Source organism: Pseudomonas sp. DW-iso3, from assembly GCF_058725305.1.
Window position 1 is genome coordinate 60,502 of record NZ_JBZXDZ010000003.1, and the last position, 16,908, is coordinate 77,409.

Consider the following 16,908-nt stretch of genomic DNA (forward strand, 5'->3'; position numbering starts at 1 on the left):
TACGAAGCAGGGAAACTAAAAAGCTTCTAGTGCACCAGCTTGCCTATCTACAACTGCGGCTTATACTCGTTTGAACGCTGTGCGTTGTATTGCTTGTATTTATCCTTTTGACAGCGATGTACGTGCTGGGTTGAGTGAGTTAAAACGCGATGAAATCTATACGTGTTGCGTTATTGGATGACCATGCTGTTGTCAGGCATGGGTTGGTGGAGGCTCTGGCGGCTGAGACGGATCTGAAGGTCGTTGGCGTTTATGGAAGGAGTCGCGATCTTATCGGCGGGCTTGCTGAGTCCCCTGCGGATATTCTGATTCTGGATTTTTCGCTGGGTCCAGACGAACTGGATGGCGCCTCGCTCATCCGTGCTGTGCGGGTTAAATACCCCAGTTGCCAAGTCTTAGTGCTGTCCGCGCACCACGATCCAGCGACTGTCAGCCTTGCTATGCGTATCGGTGCTCGGGGCTTCGTTGGCAAGGGTGAGGATATGCAGCAGTTGCTCAAGGCGATTCGTCAAGTAGCGTCCGGTACGGTATACCTCAGTTCGGTCATGACCTATCGTTTGGCTGAAGCGGTCACCAGCGAGCCGCCCAAACAGGTAATGGGCACGTCGGACGCCTTCGCCCAGGCAGAACTCAGTAGCCGTGAACAGGAGGTTATTCGTTGTTACTTAGCGGGTATGACGGTGAGTGAAATTGCCAAGAAATTCAATCGCAGTCTCAAGACCATCAGTGCTCAAAAAGCGTCGGCGTTTCGCAAGCTTGGCGTGACGTCGAACAACGAACTTTTTAAACTCAATAAAATCATCAGCCCGCTATGAGGGGAAACGTGCGCAGGGCGCTGATGCTGTGGCTGCTTATGTGGACTGCGCCTCTGATTCAAGCCAATCCGATCGAACTCAGCCCGGAAGAACGTAGCTGGATCGCCCAGCATCCGATATTGCGGGTGGGGGTTGACGAGCGCCTGGTGCCTTTCGAGTTCCTCGTGGGAGGCGAGCTGAAAGGGCGGGCAAAACACTACCTAGAGTTCGTCACTCTCGCCACAGGGCTACAATTCCAGTACGTGCCAGGCAAGAACACGTCGGTCCGTCAGCAAATGCTCCTCGACGGCCAGGTTGATCTACTTTCTTCCTACCTGCAATTCGAATCCCAGTCTGACAATCCCGCGATCAAAACGCTTGTCTATAACACCACCTCCCCGATTATCGTTACGCGTGTTGATCGTCCAGACATCTTCGAACTTGATCAATTGCACGGTAAGAGCGTGATGGTTCCGGATGTCGAGCACTACGAGCGTATGTTTGCTGAGCGGTCGATTGATGCCCGCCTGATAAAGAGTATATCGGCGGAGGAAATGTTGAACAGGGTCGCAGATGGCAGCGTCGATGCGGTGGTTGCCACTGAAACGTTCCTCATGCCGTATCTGTATCGGCAGTTTCAGGGGGTGCTGGAGGTTTCCGGGGTGGTTGGGAGTCAACTGCTGTTGGTGAGTATGGCGGTCCGTGCTGACAATACGCAACTGGTGTCGATTCTCGAGAAAGTACTGAGGTCTGTTTCGCGAGAGCAACGTAAGGCGATGTATGAGAAGTGGTATCACGACCTGAACGTGGATGAGCCTACGCTAATTAGTATCAGCAGCCATTATTTGCACGCCCTGATCCTGGCAACCCTGGCATTTGTCGGCTTGGTGGTATTCGTGTTGCGTGGCTACCGCCACTGGCGCAGAGCGGCGCATAGCGAGCAGGACAAAACGAGGTTGCTGCGCCATATAAATCGTGAACTTCGTTCACCCATGAATGCCGTGCTTGCCGCGATGGAATTGTTGTTACATTCCCGGCTCGATCCCCAGCAGTGGCACTTTTGCAATTTAGGAAATAGTAGCGCAGCCGGATTGAAGCGCGTGCTGGATGACGGTTTGAATGTCTTGGAAACTTCAGGACGGGGCTTGGCTGGACAGCTGGAGGTCGAACCTACCGAAGTTGGGGCATTGATGGAGGGGGTGGTGGGGCTGCATCGTCTACGGGCGCAGCAAAAGCAATTGAAACTCGAGCTGGATGTCCCTGCGCATTTACCTCTGTTGTTACTTGACGGTTCACGGCTGACTCAGGTCATCCACAACCTGCTTTCCAACGCGATCAAGTTCACTGAAACCGGCGGCGTACAGGTAGCGGTCAGCCTGCTGCGTTCTTTAGATAACGTTCAGAGTCTGCAAATCGTCGTCCGCGATACGGGCGAAGGTGTGTCTGAGTCGACAGGGGCGTTGTTGTTCCAGCCGTATGCGCAAGCCCGGCATGACAGGAAGGTTGGCGGTACCGGACTCGGTCTGGTTATTTGCCAGCAGATAATCAGTGCAATGCAAGGCATCATGACATTCGATAGCAAGCAGGGGGTGGGTACTACCGTAACGCTTTGTCTGCCCGCGGACTTTGCAGCTGAAACGGAGGAAATGTCGAAAGCACCTGGCATGCTGACACCGCTATCCCTCGGTGGTCTGTGGATCTTGGTGGTGGAGGACACCCGTGCCAATCGGGAGGTGTTGCTGGCTCAGATCAGTGGTCTGGGTTGTTGCCCAGTGATTGCGCCCGATGCCGCGCAGGCGAAGGCCCTGTTCAAGGATCATGACTTCGACATGGTACTGATGGACTGCGAACTGCCCGATCAGGATGGTTACAGCCTGACTCGCGAGCTGCGCGCCGTCGAGTTGCGGCTGGGGCGAGTGCATTGTCCGATCATCGCGATTTCTGCGTCGACGGGTGGCCCGCATGCTAGACGCTGCTGGGAGGCTGGAATGGATGAAGTTCTGAGCAAACCTATCCGCCTAGGAGAGCTGAGTGAGGTCATCGAGCGCTGGTGCGATGTTCGCCTGACGTTGCCGGGGCCGATTGCGGCCGCACCTTTGCGGATGTCGGCCGAAGTGAGCGAGGAAATGGCCGGGGACCTGGGGCATCTCATTTACGCCGTGGCGTTATGTGATCGTCTTGAAGCACTGCGCTTCGCCCATCGACTGCGCGGAGCAGCATTGATTATGGAATTGTCGGCGCTGGGCCATGCTGCAGGGCAGATGGAGGAACTGTTGCGCGAAGGCCGAGGTTGGGACGATCCCTCATACGCTCGGGCGCTGCAATCAGTCGTTCAACATTGGCAAACCGCGAGCGACGGTATGCCACTAGATGTGCTCCGTCTTTCGTCGATTAGCTGTAGGGGGGGGGCGTGAATAGGCGATTCCTTTGGTTGTTTGTGCTGGCGTCATTGGCTGTTGCGGGTAGCGTCCGTGCGGAAGTCGACCCCGTGCCCATGATTTTGAGTCAGGAGGAGCGGGACTGGATCTCTGCCCATCCAGTGCTGCGCGTCGGGGTCTTCGATGACCTTCAGCCATTCGAGTACATGAGCGGCGGTGAGCTGCGAGGACTGTCCGCCAAATACCTGCGGCTGATTGAACGGCGTACCGGTTTGCAATTCGAACCGGTCAGGACCACCACGCGCAGCCTCCGAAAAGACCTGCTGCTCAGTGGGGAAGTGGATGTCTTGTCAGCGCGGCGCAGTTTTGTCGAACCCCAAGTGGATCGCGGAATGCTCTACACACAGCCCTATAACACCAGTTCGACCATCCTCGTCAGTGGCTTTTCTGACAATCCTTTTGTGGGGCTGGAGCATTTGGCCGGTAAGCGGCTAGTCATGCTCGACCGTGAAGGCTATGCCTCTTTTCTCAAAAGTCAGATTCCTGGAGTAACGGTGATCAGTGCCAAAAACGCGATGGACATGTTGGCGATGGTCAATCACGGAAGCGCCGATGCCGCCATTGCCTCTGAGTGGTTGGTTATTCCTTATTTGTCACGCCAATACAAAGGCGTATTGCAGATTTCGGGCGTGGTTCCTTCGTTGCACAGAGGGGTAAGCATGGCCGTGCGTGATACTGATGTCATATTGTTTTCCATCTTGGATAAGGTGCTAGCCTCCATCAATCCAGATGAGCGTAAGCTGATTTACGAAGAATGGCTGGCCGAACTGGATGTTGATATTCCGACTATTCAAGCCATTACCGAGCATTACAAATCGGAATTGTGGCTTCTGCTGGCCATCGCGCTATTGCTGCTGATGTTGGCCTGGCAAAGCCGTGTTCAACGTATACGTGCTGCACGTGGAGAGCGGGATAAAGCAATGTTCCTCGCGGTGATGAGTCATGAGGTGCGATCGCCCATGAACGCTGTAATGGCTGCGATGGAATTGTTGCAGCTCACGCCGCTCGATGAGCACCAGCGCAAACTCGCCAGCCTCGCCATCAGCAGTGCTCATACCTTGTTAAGTTTGGTGGATGATGTGCTTGATATCTCCAAGATGGAGGCCGGAAAGCTTCAGCTTGACCCTGAGCCCACGGATCTTTGGGAGCTTGCCAAAGAGGTGGTCGAGAGCCTCCGGGAGTCTGCCGAGGAAAAAGGTCTTGACCTGACACTGACCGGGAACAGCCAGTTGCCGTATCTGATGCTGGACAATCGTCGTGTTGCCCAAGTGCTGCGGCACCTGATTGCCAATGCGATCAAATACACCGAGTCCGGAAGCGTCCAAGTGCAGTTGCAGAGTTTGGGTGGTGCAGGAGAGGACGAGCAAGTACTTGTTAGAGTCGTTGATACAGGTGTAGGGCTGTCCAGGCAGGCACGGCGCTCGCTGTTACGACCGTCCTGGCGCTTCAAACAGCCGTCTAGGCGCATGAGAGGCACGAGACTGGGGCTGGTGCTTTGTCGACGGCTGGTAAGCCTAATGCAAGGCCAGCTAACACTCACTAGCAAGCTGGGGAAGGGCTCTCAGATAGATATGATACTGCCGTGGACTCTGGCTCCGTGTGTCGATACGGTCTGCGGCAGCGAGCAGATGCAGACTTTGATGGCTGATACCGTACTGCCCCTTGGCGTGCATGTACTGTTGGTCGAGAAGCCGACCTTACAACGGCAGACGTTGGTCGAACTGCTCCAACGCTCTGGGTGCGAAACGTTGATTGCGGACGATGCAGGTCAGGGGCTGGCGCTATTGTGTAAGCACGAGTTTAGCCTGGCATTTCTGGACTGGGGCTCGCTGGACGGTGGCGCCGCAAGCCTGGTCGAGGCTTTGCGCGAATGGCAGCATCAACGGCAGCGCCCCAACCTTCCTATTATCGCCTTGTGGGAGTCTACTGAGAATGAAAGCTTGGAACACTGTTTCGATGTAGGGGCGGACGGCCTGTTGATCAAGCCCGTCCAGTCAAGCCAACTGGAGCAAATCATCGCGTTGTGGTGCAATGTGCCGTTGACGCCAGAGGAATCCACCCAATGCGGCGAGTTCGAAACAACAATGCTCTATCCTGATCTGCGCGCGCATATCAACAACCTCATCGAAGCGTTGGCGATGCATGACAAGAGCCGGGCTTCACAGGTTCTGCATCAATGGCGCATAGCGCAACCTGAAGTCTTCGCGCGTCTCACCCTCGCCCTCGAAGCGATCGACCGATTGTTGAGGGATCGCGTCGATTGGCCTGCTGAGGACTTTGTGCCGCCACTGCATCTGTTGCTCACGCAGTGGACTGAGCTGTGTAGCGCCGCGCAGGTGCCAGGAAACATGCCTGCTCCTTAGAGGTGTCGAGGTACGCCCGCGCATAACTCATACTTTGCATGAGTAGTGCCGATCATAAAGACGTATTGCTTGAGAACATGCGAGGAGTGCTGATGTACAACTCGTTATATCGAGCGTGGCAACCGTTTCTCGCTGTATGGTTTTTCACGACCGCCGTTCGCGAGTATTTGTCTGCGTCCGGCCAAGTCATCTAGCCGGCGCCGCAAAGAAGAAGTAAGAAGCCGGTAAACACGCTCTTTGCACCATTAATTCTGAACATGTCTGGACGATTTGGCCGGACGGATTTAACGCATCTAGTCTGAGAGTATTGCATGCTGTTTAACAAGGTGCTGCTGGAATCGCTTGGCGTAATCGTCTCCCACGGCAGAGATAACGCGTGGCCTGTTTGCCAGTGACGCTCGCTACGCTGATGCGCGGGGAAGATTGTCGAAGATCGGATCGGATACGACCGACCTCAGCAAGTCGATGTAACTAAACACAGGGGCAAAAACTGCGTCGACCGTACCGAATGCCGATCCTGAAAAATAGGGTACTTGATCAAGCTTGCCCCCAAACTGCTGCAATTTATCTCGCAAGGAAACTTCTTGCCGTTAGCAATCGCGAGATCTTTGGCGTTCAGGAGCTGCCAGGAATCCGCGAGCGCCGCGCCGCCAAACTCTACTCAGGCACGCTGTTGAGCGCGGGAGCGCGCGTCGTCTGAATGAAGGCTGACACCATCCTGCGTTTTCGTTGAAGTATTCGCAAATGGCCGTGCTCTTGAACATTAGCGTGTTCGCCCTGCTTGATTAAACAGTTTGCCACTTATGCGGGAGCAACCGATCGATCTCGCTCACTCGCTGAATAGGCAGGCGTGTGAGAACGTCTTTCAAATATGCATATGGATCATGTCCATTCATGCACGCAGACTGGATCAAGCTCGTGATTGCCGCCGCTCTTTTTCCGCTACTTAGCGATCCGGCAAACAACCAGTTCGAGCGTCCAAGTGCCCACGGTCGGATTCGGTTTTCGACCGTATTGTTGGCAATAGGCCCCGCCCTGTCATCAAGGTAGCGGGTCAGCGCTATCCAGCGTTTAAGGCTGTAATCTAGGGCTTTAGCCGCCGCGGTTCCGTTCGGTACCAGATTTCGCTGGACCAACATCCAGTCATGCAGTGCCTGTATTGGCAGTGAAACCTTTTCTTGGCGTATTCGCCAACGATCCTCATCACTCATGTCTCGCGCATGGCGTTTAACTTCGTACAAGCCGCCAATCAAATGCAGAGCCTGTTCGGCCAACTGGCTTTTTTTCGCCACATGCAGAACGAAAAACTTGCGGCTGGTGTGAGCCGTGAAGCCGATTTCGGGTCATGCCTTTCTCGAAGTCGGTTTTGCAGTCTGCAAAATCGTCGCACACCAGCTTGCTGCTCTAGGAGCTGCTGAGGTTACGCGCATGATTGCAAGGCTGGAGATGGTCGTGCCGGGTTGCAGGCATTCCTGAACAACTTGGGCGTTGAACTGTTTGTGGTAAGAGGTTTGTTGCCGCATGGGAGTCCTGACGTTAAGGGCTCTCACGTCCGCTTAAAAATACGCGGACATCATCGCCTTTAATGCTGTTTTTTTGAACGTGATTTAGTCGGATGCTCACGAGTATATATAAAAATAATATGAAGTTTGAGTGGTTCTGTTTTTTAGGAGTAGTCCTATTGAAGAGTTAATATATTAATGCTTGCTGGGTGTTGGGCGCTGTTTTGTCAATATTTTCGAGTTGTTGTTTTTAGGAGCGCTCCTATTTTATCCATATGAGATCAGCTCTAGTATTGCGCCTGCAACAGAACAGGAGTGTCTCTGCTATATAGGCCTCCACTTAAATTATGAATGTAGTTGTTTCGGAGTATTTTCATGAAATATACAGCTTGCGCTCTTGCCATGCTGGTCGCTGCTACCATCACCTCCGCTGCAATGGCTGCGGACGGCACTATCAATTTCAACGGCGAGCTCAAGGCAGAGACGTGCCAGGTCTCGGTGAACGGTGGCGGTAACTCGACCGTCACTCTGCCGACGCTTGCTACTTCGGAGCTGGCTGAGGCTGGAAAGGTGGCAGGTCTCACCGCTTTCAATATCAAGCTCAATAACTGCTCTGCCGCACTTAAGACGGCAGCTGCGTTCTTCCAGGCTGGCGGCACCGTCGATCCTGCCAACGGTAACCTGAAGAACTCGGGTAGTGCTACCAAAGTTCAACTGCAGCTGGTTGATGCTACTAATGGCAAGCCGATTAAAGCGGGAAGCGGGGAGCAGTTAACCAACACCAGTCGTATAGCTCTTGATGAGAAGAGCATGTCGGCGGACCTGCCTTATGCGGTTCAATACTTCGCGCAAGCAGCTACCGGCCCGGGCACAGTGGTGAGTTCTGTAACTTACAACATCGATTATAAGTAAGTTGCAACAAGGGGCATGCACGCTTTGCGACTAAGGTGTGCATGTCCTGGTAGCGACGGGGCAATTCCATGATTCGTTTAGTTGTACTCATGCGCCTGCTTTTTGTGGGCTTGGCAGCACTTGAAGCCGCTCAGGCATCTGCGGGTGTGGTGATTACCGGTACCCGGCTGATTTACCCGGCTGGTCAAAAGGAAATAACGGTCAAGCTCGACAATGCGGGCACGCAGCCTGCATTGACCCAATCATGGCTGGATACCGGAAATGTCGAATCGACGCCTACGCAGTCCAAGGCCCCGTTCCTGATCTCGCCTCCTGTGGCGCGCATCGATCCTGGTAAAGGGCAAACGTTGCGGGTGATGTTCACTGGCGCTGCGATGGCACAGGACAAAGAAACGGTGTTCTGGCTCAACGTCCTGGATATCCCGCCTAGGCCGCAAGACGGTGGTGACATGAATATCCTCCAGATGGCGTTCCGCTCGCGGATCAAGTTGTTCTACCGACCGGAGAAGCTGGTGGGTACTGCCAGCGATGCGATTGAACAGGTCCAATGGCATGTGGTTCCTGGCCGCAACGGCCAAGGGTGGGAGCTGCAGGCGTTCAATCCGTCGGCTTTCCATGTCTCGCTGATAGAGCTCGAGCTTGTCGATGACGATAAGCGTGAACGCAGCGAGGACGGGATGATCGCGCCAGGTGAGACGCGTGCTTTTCCACTGTTGACACTCAAGGCCCGGCCGGGAGCTGCCGCTCACGTCCAGTTCAATGCCATCAATGACTACGGCGCTCTGGTTCCTGTCCGCAAGGCGCTCAGTTCTCAGTAATCCTCAACGATTTTTAAGCGCGAGCCAATTATGCATAAGCCATCCCTTCCCAGGGCTCTGCCGGGGAAGCGCTCCCACTTCGCCTTGAATCCGCTAAAGGCTTCGGTCTTGAAGGGGCTTTTCATCAGCGTAGGCGCCTGCTACGGGCCGTTTTTGGTGGCCCAGGAGGTGCAGTTCAACGATGCATTCCTGCCCGAGGGCTCGCGCGACCTGGATATCAGCGCTTACCAGACAGGTAACCCGGTGATGCCGGGAGTGTACCGCGCTGACGTGGTACTCAACGGGCAGTTGAGCTTTCGTCACGACATTCGTATCGAGGCTCAACTCGATGGTCGCAACCCCGTGGTTTGCATGAGCCGAGAGCTGCTGGAGCGTCAAGGCTTGGAAATGACCAAGCTGGCGGCCGAGGCCGTCCTGGCGCTCGACAATGAGGGGTGCCCGGCATTGGGGCGTTTGGTACCAGGCGCCACCGCGAGTTTTTCGCCCGAGAATCAAACGCTTGAACTCAGCATCCCTCAAGTTTCACTCAAGCGTAATGCACGGGGTTATGTCAGCCCGGAGTTGTGGGACAGTGGGGTCACTGCCGGCCTGCTCAGCTACAACTTCAACAGCAATCGAAACCATACGCGCAACGGCGACTACGACTCTGCATACTTGGGGCTCAATGCTGGCCTCAATCTGGGGGACTGGCGCCTGCGTCATAATGGTTCGATGAGCTGGCGATCCCGCCAAGGAAATGACTACCAGGCGCTGAACAGCTATGCCCAGCGCGATGTTACGGCATTGAAAAGCCAGTTGACGGTTGGCGAGTCCATCACCAGCGGGGAGCTCTTTGATACGTTGTCATACCGCGGCGTGCAACTGGCCAGTGATGATCGTATGTTGCCCGACTCTTTGCGCGGCTACGCGCCGGTCATTCGCGGTATTGCGCGGACCAATGCACGGGTAGTCATCCGCCAGGGTGGCAATGTGCTGACGGAAACCACCGTAGCCCCTGGCGCTTTCGTCATCGACGACCTGTATGCCACAGGGTACGGCGGCGACCTGGACGTGAGTGTGCTCGAAGCGGACGGTAGCGAGCAGAGCTTTACAGTTCCCTATGCATCGGTCAGCCAACTGCTGCGGCCTGGTACCTCGCGCTTCAGCCTAACGGCGGGTCAAACCCGAGACAACTACATCAACGAACAGGCTCGTCTGCTGCAAGGTTCGCTGCAATATGGTCTAAACAACACGTTCACAGGCTTTGCGGGCGTACAGTCAAGCGAAGAATACCTGGCAGTGCTATCGGGCTTGGCTTTTGCTACCCCTATTGGCGCGATGGCCGTGGACATGACTCATGCCCAGACCACATTGGCGAGTGGCACCGCCAGAGGCCAGAGCCTGCGGCTGACTTATAACAAGAACATTCTTAGCACTGGCAGCAACTTCTCGGTGGCAGCCTACCGGTTTTCCACCCGTGACTACCTTGACTTCACCAATGCGGTGCAACTACTGGATGCTGAGCGGAGCGGCGGGGACGTCAGTCAGTTCGGGCGCCCGCGAAGCCGCTTTTCAGTGACTGCAGACCAAAGCTTGGGCTCATGGGGACAAGTAGCGGTAAGTGGCTTCACGCAGAACTACTGGAACTTGCCAGGCAGTGATGTGCAGTACCAACTCAGCTACAGCAGACAGTTCGATCGGTTGGCCTTCAGTGTGAACGCCAACCGCAGTCGCAGGGGGCTGGGCGATATGCAAAACAGCTTCTTGCTGACGGTGAGCATGCCGCTGGAGTTTGGCGCTTCGGTCTTCAGTCCGCAAATGACCGCTCAAATCGGCCGAGATGCACAAGGCAATTTCGATCAGCAGGTCGGGATCACTGGTTCCGCTGGTGAAGACCGTCAATTCGGTTATGGCGCGAATTTTAGCCACGATGGCGCGAGCCAGACGAAAAGCGCTTCGGTCAACGGCCAGTACGCGGGCGCCCAGTCCACCCTAAACGCTTCCTTGGGGCGTGGTGCCAACTATACCAGTATGTCGCTGGGAGCCAGTGGCAGTTTGGTTGCCCACTCCGGCGGCGTGACGCTGACACCCTATCGCGGCGAAACCATGGCGATCGTCAGCGCGGCGGGCGCCGTAGGGGCGAAGGTAGCCGGATATCCAGGTCTCAAGCTGGATGGCAACGGCAATGCCGTGGTGCCCTACCTGCGCCCTTATCAACTCAATGAAGTGGGCATTGATCCGATTGGTAGCTCGCTGGAAGTGGAACTGAACGAAACCAGCCTGCAAGTGGCTCCGCGTTCCGGCGCCGTGGTGCACCTGCAGTACACCACCACCAAAGGGCGTGCGGTGTTGCTCAATGTACGCCTGGACAATGGCAGCAGTTTGCCATTCGGTGCCAGCGTGGTGGACGCAGAGGGTATTTCGGTGGGGACGGTGGGGCAGGGCGGGCAATTGTATGCGCGGATAAAGCCCGAGACCCGGCAACTGCTGGTCAACTGGGGAAGCAAAGCCCAACAACAGTGTGCGCTGGTAATTCCCCCTGCACCTGACAAGGAGCAGCAGCTTCAACAACTGGACGCTGTTTGTGCGGCCGGCAAGCAGGTAGCTGACGGCGCTTCGGCTCATACTCGAAAGACTCCTTTACGAAATGCGCACTTGTAGTTGAAGAGATCGCGTGCGCGGAGCCGATGTTTTATGCGAGTCCGGCGAATATGACGTTCGAATGCAATAACACATGTAGTCCCGCCCTCTGAAAGTAGAGACAGGGTGGCATCTGGAAGTGTCACTGAAATTTCAGGTCATGTATCAGTGCGTGCTTATTCTCGGAATTTATTGGGCACTCAGTAATGCGAAGGTTTACGTCCGGAGGATTTTATTATGAGGCGTTCAGTTTGGATTAAGGCGATATTTTTGTTTGTCATGGGGTGCGCAGTGGTCAATGGAGCTATGGCTCGCGTTATTTGTACGAGCAACGGAAAAATGCAAGTTGAGATGGCGTTGAATGTACAGGGACTTGACGTCGGGCCTAAAGTGGGGTTGGGAAGTGAAGTCTATAGTCAAGAATACAAGCATCGGAGAGATTCCCCAAGTTTGAACTGTATATTTGACAGGGCGGACGAGACCGTGGAAGTGTATTTTGTGCCGACAGATGTTGCCAAGGTCGATGGTGTTTTCCCTGGGTACCAAAAAATCTACAAAACCAATGTGGATGGATTAGGGGTGTCTTTCATTAATATCTATACTCGAAGAGATGCATATGATTCAGAAACGCTGAGCATGTCGAGAGATTTTGTAGATGCTAGTACTGAAGGCAAGTGTAAGGCAAAAACTCTGTGCAAGTTATTTTATGATCCGCGAATTAAAGTTGTTTTTGTGAAAACTGGTAGCGTGAAATCAGGTCGGGTTACTAATGTTCCTGATCTTATAATGAGATTCCAATCAGAAACGACGCAGCAAATTTTTAGGCTCGTAGTTGAGCCGAATATTTCGGTTTTATCAAAAACCTGCTTGGCAAATCCTGTAGAAGTTGACATGGGGGTGCACTCTGCCAGAGTCTTTACCGGCATCGGCAGCACTGCGTCTTCTAAAGATTTTTCAATCGAGTTAACGAATTGTCCTGCCTTTAACGGGCCGAGTAAAAATACTTTGAAGTTTCGCATAGATTCAGTCCTGCCTGCACTCAACGCGAGTAACGGTGTATTGCGTCTCGACGCCTCCGCTTCCACGGCTGGGATGCGCGCCGCATCGGGTGTGGGTATCCAGATCGTCACGACCAAAGACAGCCCGTTGTTCTTGGGAAAGGACCAAGATAGTGGTCTTTTCCTTAGAAGCACTGAAGCAAGCTATTCAATTCCCCTGCGTGCCCGTTATCTGCAGACCGAGAGCAAAGTGACCCCTGGTCCTGCCAAGGCCACTGCGAACTTCACGATAATTTATCCGTAATAAGTAGTGCGCCAACTTAGCGATAAAAATAAAAAAACGGAGTATGTATGAAAGGCAAAGCCAGTATGCTGTTTGTTCTAATTGCATCGTCCACGCTATGTGTCGCTTACGATATGGCAAAGGCAGGGGCCCAGGTGCAGATGAATACTGCCGGGGTTGACAGTGCAGTTTTCAAAAAAAGATATTCGCGTGTTGTATTGTTTGGCGATAGTCAGCTCGATGTCGGTAATATCACTAAGAGTTTTCTCGTCAACGGCCTCCCTTTAGCGTTGCCACTCGGTGCGCCTTTCACGCCGGGTGCTGGTAATTTTGCGCAGCAACTGTTGGGTGAGCCGTTTATTAACGCAAACCCTATGTACTGGACAGACAGCTTTATGCTGTTAAATAATAATTTTAAAGTTGAGGTTGTCAGTAAGGGGGGTAAGCAATCCATAAAAAATGATGCTCATGTGAATATGGCGCAAGGCGGTGGCAAGCTGGTTTCGACGTTTCCTGGCTCCAATAAGGATATTCAGAAAGCCATTGCTGGCCAAGGGGTGAACGCATTCATTGAGGGATTATCATTTGTTTTCAAGATCGGCGCTAAATTGGGAGCTGATATATTCATAGATGCTACGCTCAAGAAGATGGATGAGCGAAATATTACGTTGATAAATAAAATTACAGAGCAACCCAAGCGCTTCAGCGAAGGCGGAGGAGTTTTTAGTGTCAATGATTTAGCCATTGTCATGGCTGGCGGCAACGACGTTATTGAACAAGGCTACACCGGTGCCAGGTCGCCAGTTATTGCTAAGAGAGAATTGGCAGACGGTAGGCAGAAACTTCTGGCCGATATCATTGACCTAGGTGCAAAAAATATTCTGTTCGGAAATATCCCGGATATCAGGTTGACGCCGACACTGCTGAATTGGAAAAAGGGCGAAAAAAACGCTCTTCATCTCGGTGATGCGAATGATGCTAAAAGTGCCTGGACCAACATCTCACATATAACAGACGATATCAATGCCAAAACCACGCCCATGGTACTAAGCGCGTTGTTACGACAGCCCGGGGTTACGATCACACTGTTCGATACATTCAAAATGCTTGGGCATATCGCCAAGCAGGGAGAGCGATATGGTATCGATGGAGATCTGAAGTTGTCGTGCAACGCAGTAACCGAGTGCAGGGGGGGCGTGGATGCCAAAGAAGACCGATACCTCACTCAGGATGACCTTCATCCGAGTGTCAATACAAGTAGGGTTTTCGCAACTGCCTACACGGATTACTTGCGAGCGCCTTTGACCCCCCTGCTCAGCCGGGTGGACGCACCAAGCAGAAGATACAACGCTTATTTCGACGCGTTTGTCGACATAACCGCTGTGCAGGAAAATGACAAGGTCAGGCACCAAATCAAGGGCGGCCTTCTGGACCTTAGCCTTCAACAAGCTGCGGACGCTTTGTCACGTGAAGTTCGTATCGACGGCGGCGTGTTGTACTTTGATAGTGCTGCCGAGAACCTCAATTCGAATAGCTATACTCAAGCGTTCACTTCTGACTTGTTGATCGGTGCAGAGGAGGGAAAAGGTGGCGCGGCTATCGATGTGGCGAACAAAGATGCCACCTTGACGTACAGCGGCAACGCCTCGGGCGGGGCGCTGTTGAAGAGTGGTTCTGGCCGCCTGATGTTGAGCGGGAACAATAATGTCATGGCTCTGCAAGTCAATGACGGTGTCTTGCAGATTGGCGACGGTACCGACAGAGGGTGGATAGATAAGCCTATCTACAATTACTCGGTATTGGAGTTCAACAGGAGTGACAACCGGGTATTCGAGAGTGAAATCCATGGCATCGGTACACTCGTAAAAGCGGGAAGCGGATCATTGAACCTGACCGGCGAGGTGATTATGGATGGGCGTGCTGAGGTGAACCGCGGCGGGTTGGGGCTCAATGGGCAGTTGTCAGCTGTCGATGTCAACGTCAATGAGGGTGCCTTCGTGTACGGTTCGGGCGCGGTCAGGTCGATAACGCTTGCGCACGGTGCGGCAGTAGCCCCCGGTAATTCCATCGGAACGTTGAAGGTGTCGGGAGACGTGATTTTCAATAAGGGGTCTATGTATAAGGTGGAGGTCAATGCTGCGTCTCTGAGTGATCGCATCGAGGCAGGCGGTACTGCGTATATCAGAGGGGGCGAGGTTCAAGTCGATGCCGAAGCAGGTGATTACAACTTCGAAACCACATACAGGGTCCTGTCGGCAGAGAAAGGTGTGGAAGGGCGTTTCGATAGCGTCACGTCGAATTTTTCTTTCCTTGAACCCAGCTTGAAATATGGTCTTAACGCTGTGGCTTTGTCTCTGTTGCGTAACGATGTCAGACCTGCTGACCTATGCACAGGGGGGGACGGCAAAGCAGCTTGTGGACAATTGCTTCCATCGGCCGTAGCAACGCAGGTAACTCCAACGGTAAACGCGCGGCAAGCTGCCGAATCAGAGGCTCCAAGGGGGGCGCAAGCGCCGTTGGTAGATGTTGCGAGTGATGTTGAGCCTGAAGCCGTAGCGGTAACGGCTCCCTCCCAACCTGAAGAATCGGCCATGCCTGCTGCTCGAGCCCCTAGGCCCATCAGCGAGGCTCTTCTGAACGACGGCGAATCCGGGCTACTGACTCTTGAAAACCGAGTGGTCCTCGGGATGTCACGCTCCGAGTTTATGGCGTTCTCGAAGGCACTGCCGGGAGATATCCACCCCACTCTTGCCACGGTTCTGGATCAGGGCTCATCCCATACTCAAGCGTCGGTCACCCATCGTTTGTATGAAACTCGCAGGGGGTTGATGGGGGGCGGGGCCTGGGGGCACATGTATGGTTCCGAGGGTTCGGCGAGAAGCACCCGTGGTATTGCCAGCCTGAGCCGCAATAGCGAGGGTTTCGTTCTCGGAACCGACGTGGAGATCGAGGACATCAGCATTGGTGTGTTCGGTGGGTACCAGAAGACTTCGATATCGCAAGCATTCGCCTCAGCCGATGTTGAAACCTACGACCTCGGGATCTATGGCGCCAAGCGCCATGACGCCTTGACTGCGAGCCTGGGTGCAAATGTGGCGTGGCACGATGTTTCTACCAAGCGGCGGATTCATTACAAAGACCGGGTTTCGACACCTGAAGCCAACTACCATGGAACCACGCTGCAGCTCTTCACGGAACTGGCTTACGACCTGGACTTGGGGGGAGTGAGTGCCGAGCCTTACGTCGGGCTCTCATATGCGCGTCATGATCTTTCCGGTTTCTCCGAGAAAAAAGAGCTGTTCTCTTTGAAAGGCAAACGCGAAGTTCAAGAGGCCTATGCCGGCACACTGGGCGCGCGGGTCAACTATCCTGTTCAGCTCAGCGAGGAGGTGACGGTGAACTTCCAGACTGGCGCAGCCTGGAAGCATGCCCTATCGGATATTTCCACCCAGACGAAAATGCAGTTCCAATCCCATGGCGAAGATTTTGCGATCGCTGGGCGGCCTTTACAGCGGAACACCTTGCGACTGAACGGAAACATCAACGTTCAAACCAGGCATGGCCTGTCGATGGGGCTGGATTACTTGGCCGAACGAGCGCCTGGTATGCGTGACCAGTCCATTTCGTTGTCTGGTTCGTGGACGTTTTGATGCAATCGGGCTAGCTTCTAGCCGAGCTTTCCTCGTTGCTAAAGCCGGCCGCGAAAGCGAGCCGGCCCGACAAGGGGCAGGGGCGCAGTTCAAGTTGGATGAGGTGCTGTGCACCTAGATCTGAAGGTGCTGCCTACTCAGCATAGGCAGCATCTTCAGACATAGTCTCTTTCACTGGCGTTTCGCCGTACCAGCTCGATAAACTTCATATCCAAGCCGCAAGTTGATGTTCGATGCTGTCCTCCCGACTTCTTTCTTGAGCTAGCTCCCTCATGGTGTGACCCGATGCCAAAGTTGAAAAAGTCTATCTCTCCGCCAGTGCTTGCGTAATGACTCGATCTCCATTGGAGTGACATCTCGCCGAGTACCAAGGTCAGAGGTACGAAGGCCCGTAAAGATTTGTCTTGCTCGCCGAACCACGAGTGAACAAAAACGATTAGCTGTCTGTAACCGTCGTTATACTTCGCACTCTTGATCTATTTAAGAATGCTTTGGCACTTCTAAGATTGTGCTCTGCCCGAAACCAATCGG

At 53.9% G+C, this 16,908-nt stretch carries 9 protein-coding genes and 1 pseudogene; 9 read left to right on the plus strand and 1 reads right to left on the minus strand.

Annotated elements, in window-relative coordinates; translation table 11 throughout:
- The first annotated feature begins 149 nt into the window (after nucleotides 1–149).
- The 4 genes from AC4PS7_RS09420 (at nucleotide 150) to AC4PS7_RS09435 (ending at nucleotide 6,295) form a co-directional block, all read left to right on the plus strand.
- Nucleotides 150–815 (plus strand): response regulator, encoded by a 666-nt coding sequence (locus AC4PS7_RS09420; RefSeq protein WP_492179372.1) that lies wholly within the window; start codon nucleotides 150–152, stop codon nucleotides 813–815.
- 8 nt (nucleotides 816–823) lie between these two features.
- Nucleotides 824–3,208 carry an ATP-binding protein gene (locus tag AC4PS7_RS09425; RefSeq protein ID WP_492179373.1) on the plus strand — a complete coding sequence of 795 codons (2,385 nt, stop codon included), beginning with the start codon at nucleotides 824–826 and terminating at the stop codon, nucleotides 3,206–3,208.
- Between the two features lie 80 nt (nucleotides 3,209–3,288).
- Nucleotides 3,289–5,595, plus strand: coding sequence for an ATP-binding protein (locus AC4PS7_RS09430; RefSeq protein ID WP_492179374.1), 2,307 nt, complete (start codon nucleotides 3,289–3,291; stop codon nucleotides 5,593–5,595).
- 508 nt (nucleotides 5,596–6,103) lie between these two features.
- Nucleotides 6,104–6,295: a hypothetical protein gene (locus tag AC4PS7_RS09435; RefSeq protein WP_492179375.1), complete on the plus strand. Its 192-nt coding sequence runs from the start codon at nucleotides 6,104–6,106 to the stop codon at nucleotides 6,293–6,295.
- 85 nt (nucleotides 6,296–6,380) lie between these two features.
- Here the strand turns inward: AC4PS7_RS09435 and AC4PS7_RS09440 are convergent.
- Nucleotides 6,381–6,999 (minus strand): annotated as a pseudogene (locus tag AC4PS7_RS09440) (IS66 family transposase); the annotation flags it as partial.
- A gap of 473 nt (nucleotides 7,000–7,472) precedes the next feature.
- Here AC4PS7_RS09440 and AC4PS7_RS09445 point away from each other — a divergent pair.
- From AC4PS7_RS09445 to AC4PS7_RS09465, 5 genes are all read left to right on the plus strand, one after another.
- The gene (locus AC4PS7_RS09445; protein WP_492179376.1) at nucleotides 7,473–8,009 is read left to right on the plus strand and encodes a fimbrial protein; all 537 of its coding nucleotides are present in this window, start codon (nucleotides 7,473–7,475) and stop codon (nucleotides 8,007–8,009) included.
- A gap of 68 nt (nucleotides 8,010–8,077) precedes the next feature.
- Nucleotides 8,078–8,827, plus strand: a complete 750-nt coding sequence (locus AC4PS7_RS09450) for a fimbrial biogenesis chaperone (protein WP_492179377.1) — start codon at nucleotides 8,078–8,080, stop codon at nucleotides 8,825–8,827.
- A 30-nt stretch (nucleotides 8,828–8,857) separates the two neighbouring features.
- Nucleotides 8,858–11,467 carry a fimbria/pilus outer membrane usher protein gene (locus tag AC4PS7_RS09455; protein ID WP_492179378.1) on the plus strand — a complete coding sequence of 870 codons (2,610 nt, stop codon included), beginning with the start codon at nucleotides 8,858–8,860 and terminating at the stop codon, nucleotides 11,465–11,467.
- 216 nt (nucleotides 11,468–11,683) lie between these two features.
- Nucleotides 11,684–12,748, plus strand: coding sequence for a fimbrial protein (locus tag AC4PS7_RS09460; RefSeq protein WP_492179379.1), 1,065 nt, complete (start codon nucleotides 11,684–11,686; stop codon nucleotides 12,746–12,748).
- 47 nt (nucleotides 12,749–12,795) lie between these two features.
- A complete protein-coding gene (locus AC4PS7_RS09465; protein WP_492179380.1) occupies nucleotides 12,796–16,377 on the plus strand; it encodes an autotransporter domain-containing protein in 3,582 nt (1,193 codons plus the stop codon).
- The last annotated feature ends 531 nt before the right edge of the window (nucleotides 16,378–16,908 follow it).

Excerpts from the sequence above, each read along its gene's own strand:
- AC4PS7_RS09420 (WP_492179372.1), top strand. The coding sequence starts at position 150 with ATGAAATCTATACGTGTTGCGTTATTGGATGACCATGCTGTTGTCAGG.
- AC4PS7_RS09430 (WP_492179374.1), top strand. The coding sequence starts at position 3,289 with ATGATTTTGAGTCAGGAGGAGCGGGACTGGATCTCTGCCCATCCAGTG.
- AC4PS7_RS09435 (WP_492179375.1), top strand. The coding sequence starts at position 6,104 with ATGCCGATCCTGAAAAATAGGGTACTTGATCAAGCTTGCCCCCAAACT.
- AC4PS7_RS09445 (WP_492179376.1), top strand. The coding sequence starts at position 7,473 with ATGAAATATACAGCTTGCGCTCTTGCCATGCTGGTCGCTGCTACCATC.
- AC4PS7_RS09450 (WP_492179377.1), top strand. The coding sequence starts at position 8,078 with ATGATTCGTTTAGTTGTACTCATGCGCCTGCTTTTTGTGGGCTTGGCA.
- AC4PS7_RS09455 (WP_492179378.1), top strand. The coding sequence starts at position 8,858 with ATGCATAAGCCATCCCTTCCCAGGGCTCTGCCGGGGAAGCGCTCCCAC.
- AC4PS7_RS09460 (WP_492179379.1), top strand. The coding sequence starts at position 11,684 with ATGAGGCGTTCAGTTTGGATTAAGGCGATATTTTTGTTTGTCATGGGG.
- AC4PS7_RS09465 (WP_492179380.1), top strand. The coding sequence starts at position 12,796 with ATGAAAGGCAAAGCCAGTATGCTGTTTGTTCTAATTGCATCGTCCACG.